An 18318-nucleotide genomic window follows, 5' to 3' on the forward strand; every position below is an offset into this window, starting at 1 on the left:
CTTCTTATTTTCACTCGGAGAGGAGAACGGAAGCGAAATGCAGCGACATCGCACGAGGGCCGCAGTACTGTCGACGATTTTCATGGGATTGGGACAAATATATAACCGCCAATTCATCAAAGGAATCATGTTTTTAGTTGTAGAAGCCGCCGCTGTTTATTATTTTATTCAGAATCTTGCTACTGCTTTATGGGGTTTTGTCACACTAGGAGAGAACCCTAGCCGTTTGGTAAAAGTAAAAGGCATCGCTAAGATGGTAGCTGGGGATCACTCGATTTATATTTTGATTCAAAGCTTGATCACCATTCTAATGCTTATCATCATAATCCTCGCTTGGTATTTGAACATTAAAGATGCTTATAAGACTGGAGAGAAACGCGATAACGGTCTTCAGGCAAACACCTTTAAACAAAGTGTTCGCTATATACTGGATTATAAGTTCGCTCAGACGTTCTTGGTCTTGCCGGGTATTGGTGTTCTATTCTTTACGATCATGCCAATCATCTTCATGATCCTGCTGGCGTTTACGAACTATTCCGCACCAGATCATCTTCCACCCGCTAAATTGGTTGACTGGGTTGGATTTCAGACCTTCCGAAATTTATTAGTTCTCAAAACATGGAGCCACACCTTTTATGGTGTATTAACATGGACGATTATATGGGCAGTTCTTTCAACGATTACTACATATTTCGGAGGACTATTGGTAGCCTTATTGGTGAGCCAAAAAGGTATTCGTTTCAAAGGAATGTGGAGAGTTATACTGATTGTACCTTACGCAGTACCACAGTTAATCTCTTTGCTGCTCATGCGCAATTTATTTAACGGTCAATTCGGTCCGATCAACCAATACCTCGGGTATTTTGGAATGGGCGGATTGCCATGGCTGACAGATCCATTCTGGGCTAAGGTTACCGTAATTATTGTTAATATGTGGGTTGGTATTCCAGTCTCGATGTTACTTATTATGGGCGTACTGACTACAATCCCTCGGGATATGTATGAAGCCGCTGAGGTGGATGGAGCATCAGGTTATCAGAAGTTCCGTATCGTTACGTTACCGATGGTATTGTTCTCCACAGCGCCTACTTTAATTACGCAATTCGCAGGTAACATTAACAACTTTAATGCGATCTTCCTATTAACAGGCGGTAGTCCTGTAAATGGTGATTATCAATATGCCGGTTCCACGGACTTGCTAGTAACCTGGCTATACAAATTAACACTTGATCAGAATAAAAACAACATGGCTTCGGCAATAGGGATTATTATCTTTATCATTGTTGCATCATTCTCCCTGTACAATTACCGCCGGACGAAATCATTCAAAGAGGAGGATATGATCCAATGAGCAGAAAGATCGCGAACTTTATTCGCTTAAGTGGTAGTTACATCATCTTGATTGCTTTGTCGATAGCGGCACTCTATCCGGCCCTCTGGATTCTATTTGCTTCCTTCCGACCTGGTAAATCACTGTACAGTAAAACGTTTATCCCTGAGCAATTCACCTTCGATCACTACAGAGAATTGTTCACATCACCGAGCTATATGTTTGGAACTTGGTATGCGAATACATTGAAGATAGCCGTATTCTCCATGCTTATCGGTGTAGTTCTTACCTTGTTAACCAGTTACGCTGTATCCAGATTCCGTTTTAAAGCGCGTAAAACAGCGTTATCTACGGTTCTGATCCTTGGTATGTTCCCTGGTTTTATGAGTATGATTGCCATTTATATGCTCCTTAAGGAGTTTAATTTGCTGGATACGCATATTGCCTTGATTATCGTCTATGCTGCCGGGGCGCCGCTGGGGGGAACCTTTATCGCCAAAGGCTTCCTCGACACGATTCCTCGTTCTTTGGATGAGGCGGCTCGAATAGACGGGGCGAGTAATTTCGGGATCTTTATGCGAGTTATTCTTCCCTTGTCACGCCCTATGATCACTTACATGGCATTGACTCAGTTTGTCGGCCCATGGGTGGATTTCATTTTCGCCAGACTTATTTTGCGGACAAAGGAGAACTGGACCGTAGCAGTCGGAATGTGGGATATGGTTAACTCGAACCAAAACACTAACTTTACATTGTTCTCTGCCGGTGCTGTTCTGATCTCTATTCCAATTATGATTTTGTTTGTATTCTTGCAACGTCTGCTTGTTGATGGATTGACTGCAGGAGCTAGTAAGGGGTAACAATTTCGCTTCATACTAAAGAATGAACTGGGTACAGCCTTTGTACAGAAATGGAAGGCTGTACCCTTTTTCCATCATAGGGAGTGAACTTAATGAAAAAGCTATGGACCCTACAGTTTAGATCAGTTGGGATAAAATTGTTCGTTATTCTTTTCAGCTCCATAGTGCTCTTATCTTCTGTTCTAGGATTGACTTCCTATTTTGCTGCTAAAGATATCATTACAGATGAGGTTGCCGCGGCCTCCTCACAGTCTATAGTTCAAGCAGCGGACAAGCTGGATTTTCTTCTAACTGAATATGAAGCGCTCTCAAGGCAATTTGCTCTCGATTCCGCATTAAAAGGTGACTTGGAAAAAATAAATAGTGGAGAACTTACAACGGTAGCCAAAGTCGCTGCAGAAGATCGGATTCGTAGAAAGCTAGACTTGGTTAAAGGATCAGATGAGCGGATGTATGGCGTCAGACTGGTATCTAAGAGCTTGGAAGAAACAGAATCGTATAAATCTGCAGGTGTTAGTGGCCTTCGAAGTGATGAAGGTATTGCTGAAAGACTGAAACAAATTGAAGATGCTAAAGGAGAGCCAGTATGGTTTCCAGTTCGTGAGAAGGGCTTCTTTGATGCTTATACAGAGCCATCTTTAACTATGGGGAGATTGCTTCGGAATCTATTACATCCTGAAGCGGAGTACTACATGCTGATCGAAGTTAAAGGGAAGGCCTTGACCGAAATGCTGTCTAATCTTCAGATTGGAATGACCGGTGAGATTCGAATTTTGAACACAGATGGTAACATTGTTTATGGTGCGGATAATGCTAAACTGGGTCAACCCTCTTACATAAAAGTATCAGAAGAGCAAGATGTGGAAAAGAAACATTCATTTACAGCAGCCGATGAGAAAGGAAGTCCTCAGCTTGTCGTTTATCAACCTTTAACGACTGCAAAGTGGACGCTCATGGGATATGCACCAGTCAGTGATTTTACGAAGTCAGCGGACAAGCTCCTTTATATTACGTTCTCAGTTGTGCTTGCAGCTGCCGTGATAGCCCTATTAATTGGTTATGTTCTTGTTCGTTTGGTTGGGCGTCCACTAGGTAAACTGGCGACCTTAATGGAAGAAGGTGAGCGAGGAAACCTTCGTGTACGAACGAATTTTAAGGGTAAGGATGAGATTGGTCGGCTCGGGCATAGCTTTAACAAAATGATGGAGCAAATTTCTCTGCTTGCAAGCCAGAGTGAAATGTCAGCGGGTGAAGTGCTTGGTACTTCAGAACAATTAGTCAAAGCGTCAGGTACAACCTCACTTCATGCCAGAGAGGTTGCATCTGCTACGGGTGAAATTGCACTTGGAGCAGCAAGCCTTGCTGTCGAAGCAGAAAAAAGCCATGCTAATGTCGAAATCATTGGCAGTAAGATGAGTGAAGTAACTGAACTAAATACAGTAATGGACGCTTCGGCGGAACGAGTGATTGAGGTTAGTGATCAGGGGACAGAGCTGATGAAGCTGCTGGTAGAGCAGAGTGAATCTACGGTGGAGATGTTCAATCGAATACAAGAGAACTCCAATAAGCTAAGAGAGAGTACTCATTTAATTCGTAGTATTCTTAGTCCTATGATTGCCGTAAATAAGCAGACCAATATTTTGGCGCTAAATGCCACTATAGAGGCGGTAAGAGCCGGTGCAGCAGGCAGAGGCTTTATAGTGATTGCTGATGAAATCAGACAGCTCGCTAACCAATCGAATGAGTCGATCCAATCGGTCTCCAAGATTACGGAAGAGATTGGTCTACACATTGAGAACACGGTTAAAGATATCAATGAGACCGCTCCAAAGTTCCGTGAGCAGATTTCTTCCGTGCGTGAGTCGTCAACGATTTTTGCGAGTGTCAAAGAGGAAATGGAACACTTCATGGGACATCTTAGTGAATCCTCTGCTTCTATTCATGAACTGATAGAGTTTCAGCGTCAATTAGGTGAATCCATGGCGAGTGTCAGTTCCATTGTACAGCAGACGACGGCTTCGACGCAGGAGGTAGCTTCTATGTCTTCACAGCAATTTACTGTAAGTGAGGAGCTAGTTTCCTTATCCCAAAAGCTGGAGAGCTTAGCAGCAGATCTTAAGCAATCTATGGTTTCTTTTCAAGTATGAGAATTAAATCTTATTAGTAAAAACAATAAAACGAGCAACTCTCCTGTGTAATGGAGTTTTGCTCGTTTTTTTCTAACTTAATGACTTCAAGTAGCTCTTCTTGTCTTAGAAGTAGTTTGAGAGATACACTTGGGTTAACATTTTAATAGAAGAAAGGAGTGATCGATTGACGGATTTTCCTCTAAATCTTAGTGGGAGTCTTTTTCAGCAGGCATTAATTGAAAGAGATTATAGTCCTCATTTTTTTGCTTATTATTATAAACAGTGGAACAACTACAGTATGTCTTACCATCAGCATAATTCAACCGAAATCATGTATTTGATCTCAGGAAGCTGTGTTGTGGATGTCCGTTCAAAAACAGGTGAAGAAGAGAGATTTAGGTTAAAGCGGGGAGAACTGATCATACTTGATGCAAATGTACCGCACAGACTGATTGTCGAGGATGGGACGCCCTGCCGAATGCTGAATGTGGAGTTTGGATTTATGGAATATACAGGGGTTGCTCCATCTATCGGCAAGCTCGCTCGGAAAGAAACGGCACTTGCTGAATGGTTACAGATGCCCTTTTCCAGTCTAGTCATGCCTGATCCGGAGGGAATTTATCATGTTCTAAAAGGACTTGTACTAGAGCTTGATCAAAGTGGCGGAAAAGGCGGAAGTATGGTCGACTTATTGTTCTGTGAGCTTCTGCTTCGAGTATCAAGCTTGCGACAGGATCAGCTTCATGCCAGTCAACAGCCGTCACAGCTCTATGTGCGGCGAAGTATCGAATTCCTGCATCAGAATTACGACCAGAGTATTCAGGTTAAGGATATCGCTGCCGCGGTCAATCTGCATCCCGGATATCTGCATCGTATTTTTAAATCACATACAGGTAGGACACTCAGTGATTATTTGAATATGCTGCGAATGGAGAAAGCGAAGATGCTGCTGGGGCAGAGTGATATTCCGATTGCTGAAATTGCCGATTATGTAGGGATTAGTAGCAGACAATATTTTCATCTCCTCTTCAAAAAATATACTGACAACACGCCCATAGAATATCGTAATTCCATTGAGCGTCATGCTTGGAGTTATGAAGAGATGGATGTTCAATAGATAAGTTAGGATTTTTGACACCTTCCTTCAAAAGAGGTCATGATATTGGTTACGCTTTCTCTAGCGCCCTTGCTACAATGGACAGGAACAATCAATTCATTACCGGAGGCTGATAAGGATGTCATTTAAAGTGTCTTTTATAGGGGCAGGCAGCATTGGATTTACCCGTGGATTGTTGCGGGACTTACTAACCGTGCCGGAATTTAATAATATTGAAGTCTCATTTATGGATATTAATAGCCACAACTTGGAGATGGTTACCGAGCTGTGCCAACGTGATATTAAAGAGAATGGATTAAATATTCAAATCCAGGCAACGACGGATCGAAGAGAAGCCCTGAAGGATGCGAAGTATGTATTTTGTACTATTCGTATGGGTGGACTGGAAGCATTTGCTACAGATGTGGATATTCCATTGAAATACGGAGTCGATCAGTGCGTAGGGGATACCCTTTGTGCAGGAGGCATCATGTATGGTCAGCGCGGGATTGCGGAAATGCTGAATATTTGCCGTGATATTAGGGAAATGGCTGCGCCGGATGTACTCCTACTTAACTATTCGAATCCTATGGCTATGCTGACTTGGGCTTGCAACAAATACGGTGGTGTACGGACGATTGGTCTGTGTCATGGGGTGCAGCATGGGCATGGGCAAATTGCAGATGTGTATGGGCTGAAAAAGTCGGAAGTCGATATTATTTGTGCGGGTATCAATCACCAGACTTGGTATATTTCGGCGAGTCATAAGGGTAAAGATTTGACCGAAGGTCTTTTAGAAGCTTTTGAGAGTCATCCAGAATTCAGCCGCACAGAAAAAGTTCGGATCGACATGCTGCGCCGCTTTGGATATTACAGTACAGAATCCAATGGTCACCTAAGTGAATATGTGCCATGGTATCGTAAACGCAGCGATGAAATTATGGATTGGATCGACCTGGGAAGCTGGATTAACGGTGAGACGGGTGGATATCTACGTGTCTGCACCGAAGGGCGGAATTGGTTCGAAACGGATTTTCCGAATTGGATGAAGGACTCGGCACTGGAGTATACAGTGGAGAATCGCGGAGAAGAACATGGTTCATTTATTATTGAAGGCTTGGAAACGGGCAGAGTGTATAGAGGTCACTTTAATACTGTGAACAATGGCGTGATCTCTAATTTGCCAGATGATGCGATTATCGAAGCACCAGGGTATGTGGATCGGAATGGTATATCGATGCCGCTTGTAGGTGAATTGCCTTTAGGAGCAGCCGCAGTGTGCAACGTTAGTATCTCAGTGCAACGTTTAGCCGTCGAAGCTGCTGTGCACGGCGATGACAAGCTGTTACGTCAAGCATTTATGATGGATCCGTTGGTAGGTGCCGTATGTAACCCGAAAGAAATCTGGCAGATGGTCGATGAGATGCTCGTAGCTGGGGAGCAGTGGCTGCCACAATACAGCGAGGCCATTGCAAAAGCGAAGGAACGCTTAGCTTCAGGAGATCTTATTCCAACGAATGCCAGCAATGAAGGCGCAGCCCGCCTGAAGGTAAAGACGGTGGACGAGATGATGGAGGACCGGGAAGCAGCGAATAGAAATGCCGGTGAATCTGATAAAGGCAAGGATAGAGAGAAGGTTCAATAGGTTGTAGAGTTTACAACTCATTTGGAATATGACTCTTGCCATCTATTTTCTGAGTGGTAATAAAAGTATTATTGTGGAACGGTTTAGGACAGTTGAATAGATTTCCGTTATGAAAAAAAACCTCCCCTCCCAAGCTGAAGTGCACCCCTTAGAATAGACATTGGATAAAACCCCTGGTTTGTCCGATGAAATTCTAGGGGGTGTATTTTTATGGCGATTAAAGGACAGAAGTTCAAAACTTACTCGGATGAGATTAAAAAAGAGGCCATTCGTTTACATGTGGAGGAAAGATGGACTTACCGGAAAATTACGGAGCATTTTGAGATTCAAGACCAAGGGCGGGTAAAGAAATGGATGAAGAAATACCGAGAGCTAGGGGAATTTGGGTTACTAGATCAACGGGGGCGTCGTAAAGAATATATCGATCAAGATAGGTATGTTCAAAAGCTCAGACGGGAAAATGAAATGCTAAAAAAGTGTTTGGAAATCTGGATGCAGGAGGTGAAACGCACAAATATAGAGCCATTGAGAGCGCTGCAAAAGAGTATGCCGTTAGCGACCTGTGTAAACTCTTTAGGGTCTCCAGAAGTGGATACTACGCTTTCTTGAAGCGCAAAGGAACAGATCGGGATCAGGAAGCAAAGGCGCTCATTCAAAAGGTATATGAACGGTATAACGGAGTCTACGGTTATCGCCAAATTCAATTATTCTTGCTACAAGACCACGGGGTTTGGATGAATCATAAGAAGGTACTCAGAATTATGCAGGATTTAGGCATTCGTTCGAGGATCCGCCGAAAACATCGTTTTAATTATGCTACTTCCGAAGGAGATCGTGTGGCGAAAAATATATTGAAACGGGATTTCAAAGCGGATGCTCCCAACCAAAAATGGGTGACAGACATTACGCAATATCGCATAGGCGAAAAGTGGCTCTATCTTTCAGCTATTAAAGATTTGTTCAATAACGAAATTATTGCTTATCAAATGAGCGCTAGGAACGACAATGAACTGGTTCTCCGGACCTTTCAGCAGGCGTGGAGTCAACAAAAAGACGTGACCGGACTGATCGTTCACAGCGATCAGGGGTTCCAGTACACGTCTCATGCATACCACGACATGCTGCCAAAGGTTGGCGCCCGAATCAGCATGTCTCGCCGAGGCAATTGTTATGACAACGCCTCTATGGAGAGCTTCTTCTCGCATCTCAAAACGGAAGGACTCTATCCTTATGATATCCGAAATATCGATGAGGCACAAAGGAAAATTGAAGATTACATTCGATTTTATAACCAACATCGGCCACAACGAAAGCTAAATAAGCTGCCTCCGGTAGAGTACCGGAAACAGCTTATTGCCTAGGGTCTTTTTTCAGTGTCTATAAAATGGGGGCTTGACCAAGCTCTGGAATGGAGGTTTTTTTATATGGGTAGGACAATAAAACAGGCAGTCTAGCTGTGGGCTATAATCAAACGTAGGAATTATGAATTAACAGTGCCCTTTTGACTGAAGAAGGTCTTTAGCGCCTGGTACACTTCTTTTTTGTCTTTAATGACATAATGCATGAATTGCTCGTGCTTCAGATGACGATAAGCGGACATTAGTGTGCTGCTGCGGTTGTACTGATTCACTTCCCCGTAACCAAACATATTGCTTCGTTTTAGCAGTTCTCCAATTAGCTTTACACAGCGTTCGTTGTCGGAGGTGAGGTTATCGCCATCAGAGAAGTGAAACGGATAAATGTTGTACTGCGCTGGCGGGTATCGGCTGTCGATAATCTCAATCGCTTTTTGATAAGCTGAGGAACAGATGGTTCCTCCACTCTCTCCGCGGGTGAAGAAATCATGCTCGCTGACCTCTTTAGCCTCCGTATGGTGGGCGAGAAAGACAATCTCCACCTTCTCATACTGGCGGCGTAGAAAGCGGGTCATCCAGAAGAAGAAGCTGCGAGCGCAGTATTTTTCAAAAGAACCCATCGAACCTGACGTATCCATCATCGCAATAATGACCGCATTGGAGTGAGGCGTTCGAATGTCATCCCATGTTTTGTAGCGCAGATCATCAGGACTTATGCTGTGAATGCCGGGATTACCTCTGCTTGCATTACGCCGAAGGTTCTCCAGCAGGGTACGTTTCTTATCGATGTTGGACATCATGCCTTTTTTACGAATATCGTTGAAGATGATGGATTTAACCTCGATCTCTTCCTTATTCTTGGGCTTCAGATGTGGCAACTCCATATCCTGAAACAAGATGTCCTCCAGATCCTCCAGATTGACCTCTGCTTCCACGGTGTCCTGACCGGGTTGATCGCCTGCTTTTTCCCCTTTGCCGGGCTGTGCCGACTGTGAATCCCGCCCAAGTACATCACCGACCTGACTTTCCCCGTCGCCCTGTCCTACATGCTTTTGCTTACGAAAGTTATAGATAATTCGATATTCATCCAGACTGCGAATCGGAACCTTTACAATCTGCTTACCGCCTGACAAAATAATATTTTCTTCGGTCACGAGATCCGGCAAATTATCCTTGATAGCTTCTCTGACCTTTTGCTGATGACGTTCCTGATCCTGATGGCCTTTGCGATGAAGGGACCAGTCTTCTTTTGAGACTACAAAGGAAAAGGGACCAGATGATTGCGACAGGATGACCACCTCCCATGGAATATAAATATTTATGTTTTGGGGTTGTAACTAAAGTATATTCATGGGGATGGGGGATATGTGATTTCTTATTCACTGATCTCTTCCACAGTCAATATATAACTGTTCGACTGGCTCTCGCCAGTGTATTCACGTCCATCCAGATTGAAGAAGTGTGGAGCGGTTACTAAGCCTTTAAGGAAACGACCCAGTACATGTTCACTAACCCTGACAAAATAATGGATGTTTACAGTGGTAGCAGCTTTGACTGTCCCTAGCGACAAGATACCGTTAAATGAAGATTGTGGATTTGGAATCCCATCAATCACAATGCTGCTAGGATCAATAAGACATTCCTCCGGTGTGAGCCGATCAAGGGATACTTCTGCTGGCCAATTCCCACTATTCGTTAGGGAGATCCAGCATTGGACATGTTCTCCTTCTTCGACAAGGGTAGGCTTTGCATAAGTTTCGAGAGAAATGATAGGCAAGACTATTAAGGTAGTAACGATATTGGAACGAGAGGTTTGTCTTACTGTCCGTCCGTCCGGGAGCACAAAAGTATACTGAACACTGCCATGATTTTGGACAGCTGCGTGGGCATGAATGTTTATAGCTGCAGGAATGCTCACTTGAAAGACCACGACCGCTGAAGTTCCGCCTCTTAATGTGCCTAGCTGAATGCCATCAGCAGGACGGGCGCCTTTTTGCATCACTCCGTTTAAGAGAACACTATCCCATACGAAAAGAGTGCCCGAAGGGATAGCATCGGTCAGAACCGCATTTACGGCCAAGTTCCCGCTGTTGGTTACCGTTAGTTCATATCTTAGGTTGTCACCTGGAGCTGCTGTAACATGATCTACTCTCTTGCTGATGGTGACGCCTGCCAAAACAAGTGAGACAACGAGGGTGTTACTCTCGGTGGTATTGGGATCGTCGTCGACGGTATAAGTGACAGCTGCATGGTTAGTCAGGTCCAAGGATGAGGGGACCTCAGTAACTCGAACGCGAAAGGTAATATCAATGCTTAGGTCTTTATCAAGTTGACCAATTAATATTCCTTGCGTAGGCTCTGATTCTGGATAATAGACGCCACCTGCAATGACACTCCCTGGAATGAACACAGATCCGTTAGGAATAGAAATCGTTGCGATGATTTGGTTTAATAGGCTGTTACCTTCGTTCGTAAGCCGTAATGTATAGGTAATTACATCACCTATAAAAGAGGTCGGAGTGCTTGCAGACAACAAGGTAGAGAGCTGGTAGGAGCGCAAAGAAACTAGTACGGAATTAGAATATAAATCTCCATTAACGATTCTTCCCTCGGGTGTGGCAAAAGAAAAACGGCCCAGTGCTTTATTTTGCAGCACTAGTGAAGAGGGAAGTGAAATGATAACCACTTGAAAGGCGATGCTCACTTGACTCTGCGGAGCAATAGATCCTAGCGGTATGCCCGAAGACGGTGTAGCCCCTGGGAGAGGCACACCGTCTCTAAGCACGCTGTTGGAAATAAAGGATACACCCTCTGGAAGAATGTCATACACGGTTAGCGAAGCATCTGTGTTTCCATTATTAGAAGCTTTAATGGTATACACCAGAGTGTCACCTAAAGAGGCATGGAGTTTGTCTGTACTCTTCAGCAATGAAAGCACGGGGCCCACGACCGGGGTGTTAACGGTATTGGAATAGACAATGCCGTCAACACCCGCTGCCGAGTTGAAGAGTACCATAGATTGATTGGTTACGACAGGTTGGGTACGTGAGCCGGGAATCATAACGCTACTACCTGAACCTGGAAGGTGATGGTTGAGGAAGCGCCAGCAGCAATCGTTCCGATGGCAATACCGGAAGCCGGGCTGCCATTAGGTCGTGGGGTTCCGTCTACAGTGATGCTGCCTGTTACAAACTGGCTGCCTGCTGGGATAGGGTCAACCATGATGACGTTATTGACTGGTGAAATCCCTAAGTTGGTAACAACAATCGTATAGGTGATGATATCACCGACAACGGCATCAATAGAAGTAGTGCTCTTAACGACACTTACATCCGGAGAAGAGACAGGGATAATTAGGACATTTGAAAGTGAAGTTCCGGTGAGCAGACGACCATCTGGTGGTGTGAATGAGAAAGTTGCTGAAGCCTGATTTACTAACTGCTGCGGTGACGGGAGGGAGGCTACTGTAACCTGCAGGGTTATGGTCACTGTTACCGTGCTTCCCGGAGCAACTGCTCCAATATTTAATCCAGTAGCCGGGTCGGAGCCTGGTTGTGGCACCCCATTAATGAGCACGCTGTTTGGAACGAAGATAGCTCCGCTAGGAATCGTGTCAGTTATGACTACATTTGCTATGAGGTTACCAGTATTAGTCACATTCAAGGAGTAAGTAATCGTATCTCCGACAGTTGCGGCGGTTCTGTCTGCCCCTTTGACTACAACGATGATAGGCTGATACACCGGAATAACAAGTGTATTAGAGAATGAGGATCCCGAGAATGCTCCAGATGTGAAGCTGACGGAAGCTTGATCGGTGAGCGTGGCAGGATTAGGCAGTACATTGACGATAGTGTTGAACGAGATATTGACCGAAACGCCCGGTGCAATTGTGCCGAGCGAGATGCCATTCGCTGGATTGGCATTAGGATGCGGAGTGCCATCAACGATCACACTGCCAGCAACAAACGAAGAACCTGCTGGTATTGGATCACTGATGTTTACATTGCTGATATTGGCGATTCCGCTATTGGTAACTGTAAGGTTGTAAGTAATTGTATCGCCAATAACGGCATCTGTTGCTGGTGATGACTTAGTTACGATCACATTCGGTGAGGATACCGAAATCGTTGTCGAATTGGAATTGATCGAACTGTTAAACGTCCGCCCATCAGGCAAGGTGTAAGCAAATGCTACCGATGCTTGGTTAATCAGTTGCTGGCTTGCTGGCAGTGTTGAAATGAGTACTGAGAACATAACAGATAGTGTTGCACCTGCGGATATGACACCGAGTGGAATGCCAGCCGCTGGATCTGCTCCCGGAGCTGGGGCACCTTGAATAAGCACACTGTTTGGCACAAATGTTGTTCCAGATGGGATAGTATCACTCAGAGTAGCCAAAGCCCCGTAATTCCCTGAATTGGTTACATTAATCGTGTAGGTAATCGTATCTCCAACGGTCGCTTGAATTGAATTCGAGCTTTTTGCTGCGGCTAGAATCGGTAAGTAAATAGGCGTTGATACAATATTAGAGAAGGCAACATTCGAGAGAACTCCAGAGGTGAAGCTCACCGTTGACTGGTTATTTAGGAGGCCTGAAGGTGGCAATGAGACTGTATTCACTGTGAATGCCACAGTTACAGTTACACCTGGTGCAATACTGCCCAAGGTTACCCCGGTGGAAGGGCTACCCCCTGGACGAGGTACGCCATCTACTAATACACTGCCAGATACGAATGTAGTACCCGCAGGAAGTGCATCCGTGAATACGGCATTATTAACAGTATCGATTCCATTATTGGTAATAGCGATGGAATATGTGATGGTGTCCCCAACCGTGGTTGATGTTGTTGTAGTGGATTTAACTACAGCTACATTAGGAGAAGAGACGGGGATAGTAATCGTGTTAGATAGGACTGAGCCACCAAGTGTACGCCCATCCGGAAGCGTGAAGCTATAAGTAACTGTGCCCTGATTGACCAGTTGTTGTGGGTTTGGCAATGAGGTGATATTTACTGTGAACACTACTGCTGTTGTACCACCTGAAGGAATCACTCCGGCTGGAATACCCGTAGACGGATCTACTTGCGCTAAAGGGAGTCCATTAATAAGTACGCTGTTCGTAACGAAGGTAGTGCCGGCTGGAATGTTGTCTGTAACTACCAAACTTGCGGGGTAGTTCCCCGTGTTACTAATGGTCAGGGTGTAGCTGACAGCGTCACCTGTTGTAGCGTTATTCGTACTTGCTGTTTTGACAACCGAGATGTTCGGCTGGTACACAGGGATGGTAACGGTATTGGAGAAAGTCGAACCGGAAAAAACACCTGATGTAAAGGTTACGGATGCCTTATTGATAAGTGTAGCAGTAGGAGGAACAGAGATCACGGTAACACTGTAAGCAACCAGAGCTGAAGCTCCAGGCGCCAGGGTACCAATTGATATCCCCGAAGAAGGATTCAGGTTTGGAAAAGGTACTCCATTTACGGATACGCTACCCGTTACAAAAGCAGCGCCTGCTGGTGTTGGATCGTTAAGTATCACGCTATTAACAGCTTCTAAACCGTTATTAGTAATATTTACGTTATAAGTGACCGTATCTCCGATCGCTACGGAAGTTGAGGTGGAGCTTTTGACTACCACGATATTAGGAGCTGAGACCTGTAGTGTGACGGTATTAGATACAGCAGTTCCGCTTAAGGGCCTACCGTCGGGTGGAGTAAAGGTGAAGCTTGCAGAAGCTTGATTGACGATTTGTTGCGGTGTTGGCAGGGAAACGATATTAACAGAGAAGCTAACAGGGATACTGGTACCTGGTGCGACATTCCCTACAGCGATGCCGGTATTGGGTGCTGCACCTGGTTGCGGCATGCCTCCTACAATAACACTGTTAGGATTGAAGACAGTTCCAGTAGGAATGTTGTCGGTTAAGGTTACATTTGCAGCAAGATTACCTGCATTACTTACAACCACTGTGTAGATGATGGTATCACCTACAACGAGAGCATCGGCATCACCATCTCCATCGACGGCACTCTTTAATAAGGAGATCTGTGGCTGAATGACTGGTGTGCTAGTAATGTTGGATGAAGAAGAACCGGAGAATACACCGGATGTAAAACTGACGGACGACTGATTATTAATTTGTGATGGTATCGGCATCGTTATCCTCACCTCGAATGTTACGGTAGCTGTGGCGCCTGGACCCAGACTACCGATTGGAATGCCGGCGGACGGAACTGCTAGCGGCTGAGTAATGCCGCCTACAATTACGGTTCCGGGAATAAAAGCTACATTCTCAGGCAGAGGATCGCTGAGAATGATGTTGCTTACAGTAGCTATGCTGTTGTTCGTCAATACTGAGGTGAATGTAAGGATATCGCCCGTAACGGCAGTAGCTGCATTCACACTTTTTACGACACTGACGTTAGGTGCGGATACAGGGACAGAGAGCGTATTTGATACTACGTTTCCTCCGAGTTGACGCCCGTCCGGGAGGGTGAAGCTATATGTTGCCGAAGCGGAGTTCAGTAACATCTGTGAAGGAGGTAACGCTGTTATCGTAACCAGAAAGCTCACAGATACGCTGTCACCTGGTGCCAATGGGCCTACAGGGATTCCGGTTACTGGATTATATCCGGGTAAAGGTGTTCCCCCGATGATTACACTGTTCGCGTTAAATAAAGCTTGAGGTGGAAGATTATCAGTTAATAGTAGAGTGGTTGCAATATTCCCGGTATTGCTGATGAGAATCGAGAAAGACAAAGATCCTCCTACGGATGCCTGAGCGGTATTCGCGCTTTTGACCATACTAATAATAGGTTGATACACAGGGGTTACTACCGTGTTCGAAAGTGAAGAACCAGTGAAGGCACCGGATGAGAAAGACGCACTAGCTCTGTTTGCAAATTGTGATGGATTTGGTAAAGAAGAAACATTCACTCTAAAAGAGACTGTAATAGAGCTGCCAGCCGCAATACTACCGATAGATATTCCTGTACCTGGATTTGCGGCTGGTACCGATGAACCGCCAACAATAACGCTCCCTGCTACAAAAGTGCCTCCCGTAGGAATGGGGTCAGAGACGACAACGTTATTCACAGCTACGCTGCTTGTGTTGGACACTTGGACTGTGTAAGTCAGATTCTCGCCGACTGTGACATCAGCAAGGCTTGCGGATTTGGTTAGCGTAATATTTGGAGCGGAGACTGGGATGCTAACGGTGTTTGATTGGCTAGTTCCGGATAAGGATCTACCGCTTGGTAGTTGGTAGGTGTAGCTGCTGCTGCCTTGATTGTTCAGAACAGCTGGTGAAGGCAAAGATTGTACAGAGACAAGAAAGGTTACAGGAACACTAGCCCCTGAAGCTACAGTTCCTAAGTTAATTCCTGTAAGTGGAGAATCAGTTGGTCTAGCAACTCCATTAACTGTGACACTCCCCGAGACAAAGGAACTTCCTGAAGGAATATTGTCACTGAGGACTACAGATGCCCCGATATTTCCAGAATTCTGAACATTCAACGTGTAGAGAATATTGCCCCCTACAGTGGCACTGGAAACGTTCGAACTTTTGACAATCTGGATTACAGGTTGATATACCGGAGTCGTAGTCGTGTTGGAAAGCGAAATGCCAGTAAAGGCTCCTGAGCTGAAGGATGTAGAGGATCTGTTTAATAGTTGAGCGGGAGTTGGCAATGAGATCACGTTGACCTGAAAGGTGACCGCAACGGAACCGCCAGGCGTGATGGTTCCAATAGAAATTCCTGTACCGGGATTAGCAGATGGCTGTGCCGTTCCACCTACCGTAACACTACCTGAGACTAGTGAAGTCCCAGCAGGGATAATGTCTGAAAGCGATACGTTGGTAACTGCTGCAATTCCATTATTGCTGATAACGGAGGTGTAGAGCAGTGTATCTCCTACAGCGACGTCAGTAAATCCAGCGCTTTTGAGCACTGTTACGTTGGGAGTTGTAACTGGAATAGACAATGAATTGGATGAGGCTGATCCAGCTACGGTTCGCCCATCTGGAACTTGAAAGGTGTAAGTGGTGCTCGCTTGGTCGACCAGTTGTGGCGGTGAAGGGAGACTGTTCACCACTACGCGGAATTGAACGGTAGAGCTGCCTCCAGCAGCTATCGTTCCAATAGCAATACCTGTAGCAGGATTTCCAGCGACAGGTGTTCCATTGACGGTAAAGCTACCCGCAATATATGAGCTACCTGAAGGAATATTGTCGGTAAGGGTTGTTATAGCACCAATATTTCCAGTGTTGGTGATTTGAAGGGAATAGGTGATCTGATCTCCGACCGTCGCATTTGCAGTATTGGCAGTTTTTACAATGTTAAGAATAGGGGAATATACGGGTAAAGTTACCGTATTGGATGGAATAACCCCGGTCATGATAGGGCCTCCTGCTACACTTTGAAACGTAAAAGCAGCATTGGCGGTATTGGCTATATTTTGTGGACTTGGTGGTAATGAAGTGACTTTAGCTTGATATGTAACCGTTATTGAAGAGTTCAAAGCTAATGACCCCAAGGAGATGCCTGCTGTAATATCAAAGGTGGGTCTTACGACACCGGCTACTACTACACTTCCAGTGACAAAGGTTGAGCCTGCTGGCAGAGCATCTGATAAAACGACGCTAGCTGCACTCGCTGTACCAGTGTTACTGACAGTTACAGTATAAGTTACCGTATCCCCGACTATAGGGCCGGACACATTGGCACTTTTAGTGAGGTTTATTTTGGGTGCATTTATATCTACTTGTATGGCATTTCCATTAAGCACATAAGCGTCACCAGAGGTAGTTAATTGTAAAATCGCTGAAGACTGATTATTTGCAAGTCTGGCTGACACGTCAACATTAGTAATGTCCCAGCCTTGTCGGCCACCGATGATGTTGGTTCCTGGATTCCCGTTCGTCTGATTGCGTGTTCCAAATGTTCCAGTTGTATTGAGATTACCTGTATCATTGTTTATTTGTGATGCGAAAAAGTTGTTAGCAAAGTTATTGGGGCCAGATAACGCTACGAGTGTAGCAGCAGTTGGACCAAACAAGGCCTGGTCGCCTGAACGGTTTGCATCTCCCTCCTGTGCGCTGAATAATGCTCTGCCTCCAAGCGCACCTGTTATTGGTGTTGCGAATCCAGTTATCGTAGTTGAAACCGGGGCTGATGTTGCCTGTACTAGTATTGCACCTGCCCGAAGGGACATATTGCGGAACGGGAGGGCTGTATTCTGGTAGATAACACCTAAAGTCCAGCCGGCATGGTTGGCTGTCGAGTCTCCTGGAATTACAATTGTGCCTACAACGCCGCCTGTAGTATAGGTACCGGCACCACCTTGTTGTATAATGCTGGTTACATTGGCGGAACGGACATATGCAGAAGCACCACCTCCCAAATCGACTACGTTACTCGTTGCAGAATCAGGTGTAACGCTAAATGAAGTCCCGGCAGGGGTAATGAAGGTGACTGGGTTGTTTATCGCCGAACTGAGGTTTACGGTTCCATTTATATAGGTGCCACCCCATATCAGCTCTGCATACAGCACTGTGCTACCTGAAGGAAGGACCAGTATGGCTGCTGAACTATTGCTTGTATAAAGACTAGTCGTTCCGTTAGGGTAGGTTCCAAAAATAGACGATGTATTGACAGTGGTAAAGCCACCGATGCTGTCCTGTGTCCCAGGTACTCCGACTGTATCAGAGCGACTAAGTCCAAGTGTGTTGCCTGTAAATGTGATAGCACCGGTCGCATTGATCGTTGCCCGTACGACTAGTGGAATGATTCTCACCTCCTTCGAGGTTAATTTTCTTTTAAAAAAGTGAACCGTCCCATAGTCAGGACGGCACAGTTAATACCTGTATGTTAGCCTATGATGTAATTCGGGTATAATTGTATG

The 18318-nt window shown here is 45.3% G+C and carries 10 protein-coding genes; 7 read left to right on the top strand and 3 right to left on the bottom strand.

The window, feature by feature from the left end; genetic code table 11:
- Nucleotides 1-37: 37 nt before the first annotated feature.
- The 7 genes from MKX35_RS30575 to MKX35_RS30605 all read left to right on the top strand — a co-directional run bounded on the left by MKX35_RS30575 (nucleotide 38) and on the right by MKX35_RS30605 (nucleotide 8421).
- Nucleotides 38-1351 carry a sugar ABC transporter permease gene (locus tag MKX35_RS30575; protein WP_042125830.1) on the top strand — a complete coding sequence of 438 codons (1314 nt, stop codon included), beginning with the start codon at nucleotides 38-40 and terminating at the stop codon, nucleotides 1349-1351.
- Complete coding sequence (locus MKX35_RS30580; RefSeq protein WP_042186333.1) at nucleotides 1348-2190, top strand: sugar ABC transporter permease; 843 nt, start codon at nucleotides 1348-1350, stop codon at nucleotides 2188-2190. The genes MKX35_RS30575 and MKX35_RS30580 overlap by 4 nt, the downstream gene beginning before the upstream one ends.
- 92 nt (nucleotides 2191-2282) lie before the next feature.
- Entirely contained in the window at nucleotides 2283-4337 is a 2055-nt protein-coding gene (locus MKX35_RS30585; RefSeq protein WP_081382954.1) for a methyl-accepting chemotaxis protein, read from the top strand.
- Nucleotides 4338-4503: 166 nt separating this feature from the next.
- Nucleotides 4504-5436, top strand: coding sequence for an AraC family transcriptional regulator (locus MKX35_RS30590; protein WP_076299998.1), 933 nt, complete (start codon nucleotides 4504-4506; stop codon nucleotides 5434-5436).
- Nucleotides 5437-5554: 118 nt separating this feature from the next.
- Nucleotides 5555-7060 (top strand): alpha-glucosidase/alpha-galactosidase, encoded by a 1506-nt coding sequence (locus MKX35_RS30595; RefSeq protein WP_076299997.1) that lies wholly within the window; start codon nucleotides 5555-5557, stop codon nucleotides 7058-7060.
- Between the two features lie 210 nt (nucleotides 7061-7270).
- Nucleotides 7271-7669 (top strand): helix-turn-helix domain-containing protein, encoded by a 399-nt coding sequence (locus tag MKX35_RS30600; RefSeq protein WP_076301175.1) that lies wholly within the window; start codon nucleotides 7271-7273, stop codon nucleotides 7667-7669.
- Entirely contained in the window at nucleotides 7621-8421 is an 801-nt protein-coding gene (locus MKX35_RS30605; RefSeq protein WP_256721794.1) for an IS3 family transposase, read from the top strand. Before MKX35_RS30600 ends, MKX35_RS30605 begins: the two co-directional genes overlap by 49 nt.
- A gap of 119 nt (nucleotides 8422-8540) precedes the next feature.
- On the opposite strand, the gene yhbH is transcribed toward MKX35_RS30605, so the two are convergent.
- The 3 genes from yhbH to MKX35_RS30620 form a co-directional block, all read right to left on the bottom strand.
- Entirely contained in the window at nucleotides 8541-9704 is a 1164-nt protein-coding gene (gene yhbH, locus MKX35_RS30610) for a sporulation protein YhbH (protein WP_042193520.1), read from the bottom strand.
- Between the two features lie 86 nt (nucleotides 9705-9790).
- The gene (locus tag MKX35_RS30615; protein ID WP_076301026.1) at nucleotides 9791-11476 is read right to left on the bottom strand and encodes a DUF11 domain-containing protein; all 1686 of its coding nucleotides are present in this window, start codon (nucleotides 11474-11476) and stop codon (nucleotides 9791-9793) included.
- Nucleotides 11473-18210: a DUF7507 domain-containing protein gene (locus tag MKX35_RS30620; protein ID WP_143759596.1), complete on the bottom strand. Its 6738-nt coding sequence runs from the start codon at nucleotides 18208-18210 to the stop codon at nucleotides 11473-11475. Before MKX35_RS30620 ends, MKX35_RS30615 begins: the two co-directional genes overlap by 4 nt.
- Between the last annotated feature and the right edge of the window lie 108 nt (nucleotides 18211-18318).

The organism is Paenibacillus sp. FSL R5-0923 (assembly GCF_038009145.1).
GTDB lineage: Bacteria > Bacillota > Bacilli > Paenibacillales > Paenibacillaceae > Paenibacillus_AQ.